Origin of the sequence: Virgisporangium aurantiacum (genome assembly GCF_016863635.1) — a bacterium.
GTDB lineage: Bacteria > Actinomycetota > Actinomycetes > Mycobacteriales > Micromonosporaceae > Virgisporangium > Virgisporangium aurantiacum.
In genome coordinates this window covers 99,491-111,768 of sequence record NZ_BOPG01000003.1, presented here as the reverse complement: position 1 = coordinate 111,768, position 12,278 = coordinate 99,491, and the positions used below count along the sequence as shown (strand labels likewise).

13 protein-coding genes are annotated in these 12,278 nt (G+C 71.2%); 7 read left to right on the top strand and 6 right to left on the bottom strand.

What is annotated here, in order from left to right; all coding sequences use genetic code 11:
* The gene (locus Vau01_RS01165) at positions 1-2,328 is read right to left on the bottom strand and encodes a glycoside hydrolase family 9 protein (RefSeq protein ID WP_203986023.1); all 2,328 of its coding nucleotides are present in this window, start codon (positions 2,326-2,328) and stop codon (positions 1-3) included.
* Positions 2,329-2,412: 84 nt separating this feature from the next.
* The gene (locus tag Vau01_RS01160; RefSeq protein WP_239151200.1) at positions 2,413-3,180 is read right to left on the bottom strand and encodes a DUF4184 family protein; all 768 of its coding nucleotides are present in this window, start codon (positions 3,178-3,180) and stop codon (positions 2,413-2,415) included.
* A 75-nt stretch (positions 3,181-3,255) separates the two neighbouring features.
* On the opposite strand from Vau01_RS01160, the gene Vau01_RS01155 reads away from it, so the two are divergent.
* The 4 genes from Vau01_RS01155 to Vau01_RS01140 are packed head-to-tail and all read left to right on the top strand — an operon-like array spanning position 3,256 to position 7,379.
* Positions 3,256-3,975 carry an ABC transporter ATP-binding protein gene (locus tag Vau01_RS01155; protein ID WP_203986581.1) on the top strand — a complete coding sequence of 240 codons (720 nt, stop codon included), beginning with the start codon at positions 3,256-3,258 and terminating at the stop codon, positions 3,973-3,975.
* Positions 3,972-5,321, top strand: coding sequence for an FtsX-like permease family protein (locus Vau01_RS01150; protein ID WP_203986017.1), 1,350 nt, complete (start codon positions 3,972-3,974; stop codon positions 5,319-5,321). The genes Vau01_RS01155 and Vau01_RS01150 overlap by 4 nt, the downstream gene beginning before the upstream one ends.
* Before the next feature lie 22 nt (positions 5,322-5,343).
* A complete protein-coding gene (locus tag Vau01_RS01145) occupies positions 5,344-6,720 on the top strand; it encodes a sensor histidine kinase (RefSeq protein ID WP_203986014.1) in 1,377 nt (458 codons plus the stop codon).
* A gap of 5 nt (positions 6,721-6,725) precedes the next feature.
* Positions 6,726-7,379, top strand: a complete 654-nt coding sequence (locus Vau01_RS01140; RefSeq protein ID WP_203986012.1) for a response regulator transcription factor — start codon at positions 6,726-6,728, stop codon at positions 7,377-7,379.
* On the opposite strand, the gene Vau01_RS01135 is transcribed toward Vau01_RS01140, so the two are convergent.
* The gene (locus Vau01_RS01135; protein WP_203986010.1) at positions 7,376-8,227 is read right to left on the bottom strand and encodes a DUF72 domain-containing protein; all 852 of its coding nucleotides are present in this window, start codon (positions 8,225-8,227) and stop codon (positions 7,376-7,378) included. The two genes, Vau01_RS01140 and Vau01_RS01135, sit on opposite strands and share 4 nt — an antisense overlap.
* 56 nt (positions 8,228-8,283) lie before the next feature.
* On the opposite strand from Vau01_RS01135, the gene Vau01_RS01125 reads away from it, so the two are divergent.
* Both Vau01_RS01125 and Vau01_RS01120 read left to right on the top strand, forming a co-directional pair.
* Positions 8,284-9,450 carry a class I SAM-dependent methyltransferase gene (locus Vau01_RS01125; protein ID WP_239151198.1) on the top strand — a complete coding sequence of 389 codons (1,167 nt, stop codon included), beginning with the start codon at positions 8,284-8,286 and terminating at the stop codon, positions 9,448-9,450.
* The gene (locus Vau01_RS01120; protein WP_203986009.1) at positions 9,450-10,070 is read left to right on the top strand and encodes a TetR/AcrR family transcriptional regulator; all 621 of its coding nucleotides are present in this window, start codon (positions 9,450-9,452) and stop codon (positions 10,068-10,070) included. Before Vau01_RS01125 ends, Vau01_RS01120 begins: the two co-directional genes overlap by 1 nt.
* On the opposite strand, the gene Vau01_RS01115 is transcribed toward Vau01_RS01120, so the two are convergent.
* Entirely contained in the window at positions 10,071-10,520 is a 450-nt protein-coding gene (locus Vau01_RS01115) for a nuclear transport factor 2 family protein (RefSeq protein WP_203986006.1), read from the bottom strand.
* A 56-nt stretch (positions 10,521-10,576) separates the two neighbouring features.
* Positions 10,577-10,984 (bottom strand): RidA family protein, encoded by a 408-nt coding sequence (locus Vau01_RS01110; protein ID WP_203986575.1) that lies wholly within the window; start codon positions 10,982-10,984, stop codon positions 10,577-10,579.
* Between the two features lie 63 nt (positions 10,985-11,047).
* Between Vau01_RS01110 and Vau01_RS64490 the strand changes: the two genes are divergently transcribed.
* Entirely contained in the window at positions 11,048-11,668 is a 621-nt protein-coding gene (locus Vau01_RS64490; protein WP_275423903.1) for a TetR/AcrR family transcriptional regulator, read from the top strand.
* On the opposite strand, the gene Vau01_RS01100 is transcribed toward Vau01_RS64490, so the two are convergent.
* Positions 11,659-12,258, bottom strand: a complete 600-nt coding sequence (locus Vau01_RS01100) for a hypothetical protein (RefSeq protein WP_203986004.1) — start codon at positions 12,256-12,258, stop codon at positions 11,659-11,661. The genes Vau01_RS64490 and Vau01_RS01100 overlap by 10 nt on opposite strands.
* Positions 12,259-12,278: the final 20 nt, after the last annotated feature.

The window sequence follows — 12,278 nt, the reverse complement described above, 5'->3', positions numbered from 1 at the left end:
TCACGATGTCACCGCGCACGTGGTGCCGTTGAGCGTGAACGATGCCGGCCGTGGGTTGCTGCCGGTGTGCGTCCCGTTGAAGCCGAAACTGGTCGACGCGCCCGCCGCCATCGACGCGTTCCAACTCGCACCGCGCGCGGTGACCTGCGCGCCCGCCTGCGTGACGGTCGCCGACCACGCCTGGGTGACCTGCTGCCCGTTGGCGTAGGTGAAGACCAGCGCCCAGTTGTTGACCGCCGTCGATCCGGTGTTGGCGACCGTCACCGCGGCGGTGAAACCGTTGTTCCAGTCGTTGGTGGAGTACGTGACGCGGCAGCCGTTTGCCGGCGTGGGTGGCTGGCTGCTCGCACTGGCGCTCGGGCGCGGGCTCGCGCTCTGACTCGCGCTCGCCGACCCCGACGGCTGCGGGTTCGGATCGACCGTGCCCGGTTCGTTGCCCCACACGCGGGTGCCGCCGTCGTACAGCGTCACGCCCTGGTTCGGGCCGGCAGCCGCCTGGTAGGACGGGTCGTTGGCCGGGTTCCAGGTGCCGCCCTCGGCCACGCCGATCTTCAGCTGCACCTCCATCCGGTGCGCCGACTGGCCCGCCGGCGCGATGGTGTACCCGGTGCAGTCGACCTCGACGTACCAGATGTCGCCGGAGTACTGCTTCGCCGCAGTCGGCCCCGGGCAGCCCTGCGTGTACGGGGAGCTGACCTGCAGCGCCGCGTCACCGTCGCGCCGGAAGTAGTAGCGGAACTTGCCGTTGGTCAGCGCGCGGGCCGGGAACGCGGACTTGTTGTAGACGATGGCCTTCACACCGGTCGCCCGCTGTTCGTTCTGCATGATCGTGGTCTCGACGGAGAGCTCCGCGATGTCGGGACGCTCCGCCTGCGGGAAGCCGGCCAGCGGCGGGCCGCCGTACTCGCCGTAGAGGCGGGCCACCGCGGACGTGAAGCCGGCGTTGTAGTCGGTGGCCACCTCGTTCATCACGAAGTCGCCGCGGCTGTCGGTGTAGGCGTCGTCGGGCGCGGACGGGCCGCCGACGAGCGCGCCGTACAGCACGTGCCGCGTCTCGGTCGGCACCTGCTGGCTGTCCCACCACGAGCCGTGTGCGGTGCGGTGGTGCGGGTTCTTCGGCGAGTTGGCGCCGAAGCCGATCACGTAGCTCGAGTTGCGCGGGTTCGCGCCGAGGATGTAGTCGATCTGACGGGCCGCGAAGTCGTGGTAGCGCTGCTTGCGGGTCGCGTCGGTGATGTGGTCACTGTGGACGAGGGCCACGAACGCGGTGTTGGCGGCGTACCGCAGCGCACCCCACGAGTCCACGACGACCATGCCGCCGGGCGAGGTGCGTACCTTCTCGCCGTTGACGCCGACGGTGAACCAGTCGAGCCAGCGGTTCGCGTCGTCGAGGTACTTCTGCTTGCCGGTCAACTGGTTCAGCAGTACGTAGGTGGCGAACTGCTTGTTGTCCCAGGAGATCGTCCACTTGTAGGACTTGGTGGTGGTCTGGTTCTCGTTGCCCTGCGCGTCGTAGGTGCTCTCGGCCTTCGCCAGGTAGCTCGCGTCGCCGGTGGCGCGGTGCAGCCAGATCGCGCCCCAGACCAGCTCGTCGGTGAACCCGCTCCACGAGCGGTAGAACGACGTGGCGTCGGTGATGCACTCGTGGTACATCTTCCGCACGGTGTCGGCGAACGTGTAGAGCTGCTTGGCGTGGGTCAGCAACGTGTCGGCGTACGCGGCGTCGGTGGGCCGGAACACCATGGAGCTGGCGGCCATCGCCGCGGCGGTCTCCGCGGCGAGTTCGCTACCGCCGCAGCTGGCGTCGATCTTGTAGGCGGGACGGGCCATCGGCATCACCTCGGCCGGGCCCCACCAGCGGTGGTCGTCGTCGCCCTTGCCGATCTGTCCATAGAGGACATTCGCCGACGGGTGCGCCTTGATGAAGTAGTCGTTGGGCACCCGCAGGTTGTTCAGCAGGTGGGTGAGCTGGCCGGAGCCGGAGTACGCGGCCCGGTTCTCGACCGCGCCCCACGCCAGCATCGTGGTGGTGAAGGCCATCGGCAGGCCGAACTTGACGTGGTCGCCGGCGTCGTACCAGCCACCGGTCAGGTCGAGTCCGACGTCGGAACCGTCGCGTATGGCCGAGTCGGCCCGCCACGACACCCGGTTCCAGGACGGCTTGCGCCCGGAGACCTGAGCCTCGTAGAAGAACAGTGATTTCTGCAGCGCCTCGCCGTAGCTGTACGTGGGCGCGGCCACCGCGGACGGCGGACGGGTGGCGACGAAGGTGGTTGCGATCAGGACGGCGATTGCGACGAGGGACAAGGTACGGAACCTCGAGGACATGGCGGCTCCTCGGATGACCGTTGGGGTGGGGGTGGTCCTGCAGTGACGGTCATCGTTACATGGGAGCGCTCCCATGGCAACAGATCAGCGGGACGCGGTGCGCTCCGGCCTGTTCACGGCGACCGCCGCCGCGCCGGCGAGCAGGCCCGCCGCGATCGCGGCGAGTAGCCGGGCGCCCGTGGTGTGTGGGAGGAACGCCGCCGGCAGGAACGGCGTCACGGCTGCCGCCGGCAGGGCGACCGCTCCGGCCACCATCCAGAACGTTCTCGGCCGCGCCGACACGGCCGGGGGCGTCCCGTACCAGTGGCGGACCAGCCGGCGCCGCCCGATGTGCAGACCCACGACGATGATCGCGGCGATCCCGACGGCGTGGAACACGTACTCGGCCATCGGCACGTGCTGCTCCACCGTGTCGAGCACGATGTGGCTCGCCGCGCCGATCAGCGCCGAGAGGGCGGTGATCCACCAGCGGTGCCGGGCCGCGCGGATCGCGCCGTAATCGCGTAGCGCGAACGAACCGCCGTTCGGGAGGTGCACCACGATCGTCGGCGTCGCTGATCTCACCAGGCGCGTACCGATCAGCGTGAGCGGCAGGCACCAGCCCACAAGCCCCAGCGGCTCGTGCGAGAACGGCCAGACCGGCAGCCCGGATCCGTCGAGAACGTATGCGGCGTCGGGCGCCATCGAGCCAAGCACGAGCGCGACTCCGTCGAACCATCGTGGCCTCCACAGTTTGAGCGGCAACACGGCAACCGGATGCGTGGGAAACGTTGAGGGCACGAGTCTGGACCGTATCGACCGGTTGTGGATATGGGGTGTTCCTGCCGAGGAGGGTGTGGAAAACCGCACCATCGCGGGTGGGTTGGCCCGGTCGACCCGGTGTCGACCGGCGACGATGCTGGGCCCGTGGCTGAAGATGTATTGACCATGGATTCGGTGGGCCGCCGTTACGGAGCGGCCCAGCCGTGGGCCCTGCGCGATGTCTCCGTGCGGGTGCCCGCGGGCACCTTCGTCGCGGTGATGGGCGCGACCGGTTCGGGGAAGAGCACACTGCTGCACTGCGCGGCCGGGCTCGACCGGCCGACCGGCGGCGAGGTGACGCTCGCGGGGCGGAACATCACCCGCATGCGCGAGGCGGCGCTCACCCGCCTGCGGCGCGACCGCGTCGGGTTCGTGTTCCAGTCCTACAACCTGTTGTCGGAGCTCACCGTGCGGCAGAACGTGTTGCTGCCGAGCCGGCTGGGCGGCCGGCGGGTGTCCGGGGCCGACCTCGACACGGTGTTCGAGTCGGTCGGGCTCGCCGGTAAGGCCGGCCAGCGGGTCGGCGAGTTGTCGGGCGGCCAGCAGCAGCGCGTCGCGGTGGCGCGGGCGCTGGTGACGCGTCCCGCGGTGGTCTTTGCCGACGAGCCAACCGGCGCCCTCGACCCCACCACCGGTGGACGGGTCCTGGGGCTCCTGCGCGACGCGGTCGACGAGCTCGGGGTCACCGTCGTGATGGTCACGCACGATCCGGTCGCGGCGCGGGTCAGCGACCGGTTGCTGCTGTTGCGCGACGGCCTCCTGGTGGCCGACACGCCCACACCCGACGCGGCGACGATCGCCGCCCGGCTCGCGGCGGTCTCCGGTGCCGCGATGGTGGCGTCATGAGGTCCGGGCTGACCTGGCAGGCGCTGCGCAGGCACCGGTGGGGGTTCGTCGGGCCGTTCGCCACCCAGTGCCTCGCCGCGGCCGTGATCACCGCGATGATCACCACTGCGACCTCCCTGTCCGCGGCGGTGCTGACGCCCGACGAGCGCCACGCCCTCGACGAGGCGTCGATGGCCGACGCGGCGGCGGTCTTCATCGGGAACTCGGTCTATCTGTCGATCCTGATGGTGGGCGTCACGATGACGGCGGCGATCGCCCGCCAGGCCCGCGACATCGCCCTGTTGCGCGCGGTCGGCGCGACACCCGGCCGGATCCGCCGGTCGGTGGCCCGACAGGCGGCACTGATCGCGGTACCCGCGGCGACGCTCGGGTACGGGCTGGGGCTCGGGTTCGGATGGGCCTGGCTGGCGCAGTTGCGGAGCCACGACGTGGTGCCGGCGGCGGTCGACTACCGGCCGGTGGTGTGGGCGCTGCCGGTGGTGATCGGCATCGAGGTCGTCACGTCCGTCCTGGGTGCGCTGGTGTCGGCGATCCGGCCGGCGCGGGTCCGCCCGGCGACGGCCCTGACGGAGACGCTCACCCGTCGGCCGGCCGGCGGTGTGGTGCGCACAATCTTCGGGGTGGTTCTGCTGGCGGGCGGGGTGGTGCTGTCGGTGGTCCTGTCCGGGGTCGACGCCGAGGACGCCGACTCCGGAGCGCTGTTCGTGATCCTGGGGATGTGCATCGGCGTCGGAATGCTGGGGCCGGTACTGCTCACGGTCGCGGCCCGGGTGGCGCGTCCGGCACTGCGGCTCGCCGCCGACACCGGTGTGCTCGCCGCTGACGCGATGGTCGCCCGGTCGCGGGCGCTGTCGCCGGCGCTGATTCCGTTGGTGCTCGCGGGGAGCTTCGCCGCGGTGAAGGTCGGTGTGCACAGCACCGCGGAGCACGCCACCGGTGTCCGGGCGGCCGCCGCGGACGTGTGGCTCGACTACTCCGGAACGGCGATCTTCACCGCGTTCGCTGTCATCGGCGCCATCAACACGTTGCTGACGGTCAGCGTCAGCCGCGAGCGGGAACTGGCGTTGATGCGGCTGGCGGGAGCCACCAGAGCACGGGTGCTGGCGGTCTGGACCTGCGAAGCTGGGCTGGTGCTGGGAACCGTCCTCGTGCTGTCGGCCGTCGTCGCCCTCGCGACGCTGGTCCCGATGATGTACACCGCGTTCGACGCTCTGCCCTACATCCCGCCGGCGCAGCTGGCACTGGGTGTCCTCGCGGGTGCCGCGGTGGTGGCGGTCGGAACGCTGGTACCGGCGGTGCTGCTCACCCGTCGGCCGCCGATCGAGTCGGTACGGGTTTCGATATGAGCCGCATATCGAGGGCGCCGACATGAGCGGGGGGTCGGTGGGGCCGGCGCTGGTCACGTTCGTGCGGGCACCGGTCGCGGAAGAGACGTGGCGGGCGTTGGGTTACACGCTCGTCACGCTGTTCATGGCCGTTCCGGCGTTCCTGCTCGCGTTGCTCGCGCTGGTCGCCGGCGCGCTGTCGCTCGTGTTGCTGGTCGGGTTGCCGATGCTCGTCCTCGTGCTGGCGGCCGCCCGGTTCGCCGTGCGGTACTTCCGGTGGCCGGCGCGGGCGCTGCTGGGCCGGTCGTGGCCCGGTCCCGACCGGTTGTCCGGGCGCGGACCGGTCGGGCGGGCACGGGCGGTGCTCACCGACGGGCCGGCCTGGCGCGCGCTGGCGTACTGCTTCCTGCGGCTGCCGCTCGCGGCGGCCACCGCGTACCTCGGTGTGGTGGCGCTGCTGATCGGGCTCGTCAGTTTCACCTGCCCGTTGTGGTCGCTGGTGGTTCCGCTCGACGCCGGGCCGATCGAGTTGACCAACTGGTGGGAGAGCTGGCAGGTCGCCACCGGCGGGGCAATCGTGCTGCTGGTGTTTCCGTGGGTGGTGCGGCTGCCGACGCTCCTCGACCGGTTCCTGATCGACACGCTGCTGGCGCCGGGTCCGGCTGCTCGGCGGATCGCGCGGTTGGAGTCCAGCCGGGTCGCGTTGACCGCCGACGCGGCCACCACGCTGCGTCGGCTCGAACGCGACCTGCATGACGGCACCCAGGCCCGGCTGGTGTCGCTCGGGATGGCGTTGTCGCGGATCGAGCGGCGGGTCGACCGGCTGCCCGACGACATCGACGGGATCGTCGAGCTGCGCGGCCTGGTCAGGGCGGCGCGCGGCGGCGTCGCCGACGGCCTCTCCGAACTGCGCGACATCGTGCGCGGGATCCACCCGCCCGCGCTCGACGACGGAATGGAAACCGCCCTGACCACGCTCGGGGCGCGCAGCGGCCTGCCGGTCGCGGTTCGCGTGACGCTGGCCGAGCCACCCTCCGACGCCGCGGCGACCACGCTCTACTTCGCCGCCGCCGAACTGCTCACCAACACCGTCCGCCATTCCGGTGCGACCCGCGTACGGCTGCACCTGACCGACGACGACGGGACATTGCGCCTGGTGGTCACCGATGACGGCCGCGGCGGCGCGCAACCTCGGGGCGGCGGTGCCGCGTCGGGCGACGGCAACGGCGACGGCGCGAGGGGCGGGGCAGCGGACGGCACCGGCATCGGCGACGGCGACAGGGACGGGGCGGGCACCGGGCTCGCCGGGCTGGCGCAGCGGGCCGAGGCGCTCGACGGGCAACTCGCCGTGGTCAGCCCGCCGGGTGGGCCGACGACGGTCACGATGACGCTTCCCCTGACGGCACGGGCGCGAAAATGAGCGGCATGCGAACGGTCATCGCCGAGGACAATCCGTTGATGCGGGACGGCATCGCCGCGTTGCTGACCGACCTTGACATTCCGGTGGTGGCCACCGCGTCCAACGCCGACGAGTTGCACGCGGCCGTGGCCGAGCACGAGCCCGATGTGGCGATCGTCGACGTGCGGATGCCGCCCACCTTCACCGACGAGGGGGTGCGGGCGGCAACCGCGATCCGGCGGGCGCATCCGGGAACGGCGGTGCTCCTGTTCTCCCAATGGGTCGAGACCGTCTATGCCCGGCGGCTGCTGCACGACAGTCCGGGCAGCGTCGGGTATCTGTTGAAGGATCGCATCGTGAGCACCGACGAGTTCGTCGACGCGTTGCGGCGGGTGGCGGCCGGCGGAACTGCGTTGGATCCGGAGGTGATCCGGCAACTGCTGGCGGTGCAGCGGCCCGATCCGGGGCTCGACCGGCTCACCGCGCGGGAGCGGCAGATCCTCGGCCTGGTGGCGGAGGGGCGGTCGAACGCCGCGATCGCCGACCTGTTGAACCTCGCCGGGCGGAGCGTGGAGAAGCATGTCACGGCGATCTTCACCAAGCTCGATCTCGTACCGACGGGCACCGATCACCGGCGGGTGCTCGCCGTTCTCCGTTATCTGGACGCGAAAGGAGGCTAGAACAGGGTCAGCGGCTCGACGGGTTCGGGCTCGGGCAGCGGCTCCAGTTCGGGGACCCGCGCCCGCACGTCGTCGTGGAAGCGGCGGGCCAGGACGGGAGCTTCGACGTTGTCGGGGGTGTGGATGAAGACGGTTGGTGAACGGCCCTTGCGGAGCCAGTCGGCGGTGACGTCGGCCCAGAACTGCCAGCCCTTCGCGGTCTGTTCGGCGTCGTCGCGGCCGATGTAGCGGACGATCGGCCGGTCGGTCAGGGCGGTCGATCTGCGCGGGACGCGTGGTTTGCGGGTCCAGGCGTCACGTTCCATGTCGGTGGTGGGCGGCTCCGCGAAGAGGATGACCGTGTCGAAGGGGATCCATTCGGCGGCGGACCTGGCGAGGATGTCCTCGAGTCGGGCCGCCGACCCGGGGTCGGTGAAGAACTGGGGATGGCGGACCTCCACCGCGTACCGGTGGTCGTCCGGCAACCGGTGCATGAAGCGGGCGAGCGTGGCCAGGTCGGCCGGGCCGAACGAGGCGGGCAACTGGATCCAGACGGCGTGGGCGCGCGGGCCGAGGGGCTCCATCGCGGTGAGGAAGGCGCGCATCTCGGCGTCGACGTCGGTGAGGCAGCGGTCGTGGGTCACGATCCTCGGCAGCTTCATGACGAACCGGAACGTCGGATCGGTCTGTCGCGCCCACGTGGCCACCGTGTCGCGGGCCGGCACCGCGTAGAACGTGGTGTTGCCCTCGACCGCGTTGCACCAGCCCGCGTACGCCCGTAGCCGCTCGTGCGGCGGAAGGGGGTGCGGCACCAGGCGGCTCTGCCACGACTTGTGCGTCCACTGCGCACATCCCACGAACAGTCGCACAACGGGCAGAATACCTAGGGATAGAAAAGTGGACGCTCGTTCATTATTCTGGGGAGGTGTTGAACCGATCGAGCCGCACAGCCGAGCACGTCGCCCTGTTCCGTGCGCTGGAAACGGCGCGCCGCCGCGACCGGGTCATCGACGACCCGTACGCGGTCCGGTTTCTGACCGGCAGGTACCGGTTCCTGGCCCGGCTCGCCCGGGTGCCCGCCGCGCGCCGGTGGCTGGAGCGCTACCTCGACCGGCGCTTTCCGGGCGGCCCGCGGGCGTCGGCGGTCGTGCGGACGCGGCTCATCGACGAACTGGTCGACGACGCGCTCGCCGGCGCGGATGGGCACGGGCCTGCCGTTGAAGGCGGGCACGAGCCTGCCGGTGGGGACGGCCGGGACGCGCTTGCCGCTGACGGTGGCCGGGAGGCGCTTGCCGGTGGGGGCGGCTGGGACGCGCTTTCCACCGAGGGCGGGCGGGAGGGGCTTGCCACCGAGGGTGGGCGGGAGGCGCTCGCCGGTGGGGACGGCCGGAACGGGCTTGCCGCTGACGGCGGCCGGGATGGGTCTGGCGGTGAAGAGGGCCGGGACCAGGTTGGCGATAGCGGTGGGCGGGACCGGCTTGGCGGCGGGCGTGGTCAGGTGGTGCTGCTCGGCGCCGGTTACGACAGCCGGGCGTACCGGTTGGTGGGGTTGCGTTCGGTGCGGGTCTTCGAGGTTGACCATCCGGCTACGCAGGCGACCAAGCGACGGCTCGTCGGTGCGGCCGTGGGAGCCGAGCGGCGGGAGCAGGTGCGGTTTGTCGGGGTTGATCTGATGCGCGACGACCTGGCCGGTGCCCTGCGGCAGGCGGGGTTCAGCGGGGAAGAGCGGACGGTGGTCGTCTGGGAGGGGGTGACCAACTACCTCACCGCCGATGCGGTCGACACGACGTTGCGTGCGTTGGCGGGGATCGCGGCCGGCGGTAGCCGGATCGTCTTCACGTACGTCGACCGGGCGGCGCTTGACGGGAGCGGCAGGTACCAGGGTGTCTGGCAGGACGCCGTGCGGCGGCACGGGGAACCGTGGACGTTCGGGTTCGATCCTGACGCGCTGCCCGGGTACCTGGCCGAGCGGGGGCTCCGGCTCATGCTCGACCTGTCGGCTCGTGATGCGGCCGATCGGTACCTCGTACCGCTCGGGCGGCATGAACCGGCGGCGGCGTTCTACCGGATCGCACAGGCGGAGGTCCGCTAGTGCCGAAGGTCTCCGCCGGTCACCGTGCCGCCCGCCGGCAGCAGATCCTGGACGCGGCGGCGCGGTGCTTCGCCCGTGACGGCTTCCACAACACGTCGGTGCACGACATCGTGCGCGAGTCGGGGATCAGCGCCGGCCTCGTCTACCGGTACTTCGCGGGGAAAGAGGACATGATCGTCGCGATAGTGACCGAGTGGCACGAGCGGCGGCGGGCGGTCGTCGAATCGTCCACGGCGGACTTTGCCGACCTGGTCAGCGGCTACCTCGGCCTGCTGCGGTCGATCGGTGACCCGGATGCGCGCGACGGGCTGCGCCTCGGTGTGCAGGTGTGGGCTGAGGCGGTCCGCTCGCCCCGGATCAGCGAACTCACCCGCAGCGGCATAGATGTCCCGCGATCGGGCGCCGCGAAACGCGTCAAAAATGCGCAGCGAAACGGTGAGCTGCCGTCGGACCTCGACCCGGATTCTCTGGTGCGAATATTTGTCGCTGTCTATCAAGGGTTGGCCCTGCAGACCGTGCTGGACGACGACCTCGACCACGCCGCGTTCGTGCGGACGCTGGAGTTGTTGCTGGACAAGGTCGCCCGGCCGGCGGCGTCAGGGCCGCCGGCCGCCGGGTGATCAGGCGCCGAGGTACTGGCGCATCATGTCGCCCCAGCCGGCCTGGAGCATGCTCGTGAACCGCCACTGGCCGCCGGCTTTGGCCATGACGTCGGCGTAGCGCATGTGCCGGATGTCGGCGCCGCTCGTCATCACGGTGGTGGTCACGACGACGGCGAGGTCGGCACCGAGGAAGTGGGGCTCGCGGTGGTTCTCGAGCTCCGGCTGCGGTCCGTCGGTCGCCTGCGCCATGGCCTGGATGAACGTGGCGCGGTCCCACTGCTGGGTGACGCACTCGCCGGCCGAGTCGTTCGACACCACCGTGAGCGGGAACAGCGCCTTGTCGGCCATCGCCTCGACGTCGTTCTTCCTAGCCAGGGCGTCGTACTCGGCGAACCAGGCCAGGAGGTCGGCGACCTGCTGGCCGGTGGGTCGGAACGGGGTCGCGGCGAACGGGCTCTGTTCGGTCATGGACGCTCCTCTGCGGTTCGGGTTCCGCAATTATATACACCGTACAGAGTTAATGCCTAGTCCAGGACGGCCGTCGCGTCGATTTCGACCATAAGGTCGGGTTCGCCCAGCGCGGCGACGCCGATCAGCGTGACGGGTTTGACCGGGTTGACGCCCAGCCGGGTGGCCGCGCGCATCGCCCCCTCGCCGAAGGGCGCCATCTTGTCGGGCGTCCAGTCGACGACGTAGATGGTCAGCTTCGCGATGTCGGCGAAGGTGCCGCCGACCGCCTTGAGCGCGGTGTCGACGTTCACGAACGCCTGCTCGACCTGTGCGGCCAGGTCGCCGGTGCCGACCCGGTTGCCGTCGGCGTCGCGGGCCACCTGGCCGGACAGGTAGACCGTGCGGGTTCCGGTGGCGACGGCCAGCTGGGCGTAGTTCTCGGGCTTGGGCAGGCCGTCCGGGTTGATGAGGTTGACCGTCATGATTCCTCCGTAGGGTTCGTCGTTGCATAGCGATGATATGGCATAGCTATGTAATATGAGCAAGTGCCACGGAGTGCCGATCTCACCGTCCGCGTGAATCTCATCGAACGGGCCGCCGAACTGCTCGCCGCCCGCGAGCCGGTGACGCTGCGCGGCCTGGCCGCCGCGGCGGGAACGTCGACCATGGCCGTCTACACGCACTTCGGCGGCATGCCGGGCCTGTGGGCGGCGGTGCGGGCGGAGGGCTTCACCCGGCTCGCGCAGCGGCTCGCGACCCTGCGCCCGACCGATGACGCGGTCACCGACCTCACCGCGGTCGGCTCGGCCTACGTCGCGAGCGCGCTGGCCAGCCCGAATCTGTACCTGACGATGTTCGACAACCGGCACGAACTCGACGATCCGCGGGTCGCGGCGACGGGGTTCGAGGTGCTGGTACAGGCCGCGGCCCGGGCGCGTGCCGAGAAGCGTTTCTCGCGGACGGTCGACCCGGGGGCCGCGGCCACCCGGCTGTGGGGCATGACCCACGGAATGGTCATGCTCGTGCTAACGGGTGCGCTCGTGCGGGCCGATCTCGGCCGGCACCTGCCGCCGATGTGGGCGGCCGCGTACGTCGGGTTCGGCGACAAGGCGCAGCCGGCCGGTCGATCGGCGGAGGCGGGGTGGGTGGAGCCCGTTCAGCCGTGACGGCGGGGGCGGCCGGTCGGCACCGGTCGGCCGGTCGGGCGTCGCGAGGCGTTGGGCGAGGCGCGGCGGCGAACCAGGATCAGGGTGACCCCGGCCAGGGCCAGCGCCACCAGGAACGCGACAGTCCACCAGGTGCCGCCGGAGCCGGAGGCGGCGTCGGTCTCCGGAGTGGTGGTTTTCGTGGCGTCGGGGGAGACCGGTGTGGAGGCGGCGGGCGCGGCCTGCGGGGTGCGGGCGTCCACAGTGGACTCGGCGCGGATCACGTTCGGGTCGGCGGCGGTGACGACGACCGTCCAGCGGCCCGGGGTGAGGACGGCGCCGCTGGAGTAGAAGCCGCGGCCCTCGGCGGCGGGGCCGAGGTCGAACGGGCCGGCGGTGCGGCCGCCGTCGGCGGTTGCGGTGAGGGTGAGCCGGAGGACCTTGTCTTCGACCGGGTGGCCGTCGGACTGGTACAACGCCCGCACGGTGACGCCGGTGGCGCCGTCGCCGGCGACCTCCAGCTTGATCTTTCCACCGTGGGCGGCGGCCGGGGTGGCGCCGAGGAGCAGGACGGCGAGCAACGCCGCCAGTGTGGTGATGGCGCGGCGCATTGGCGTCCCCTCTCCTCGGG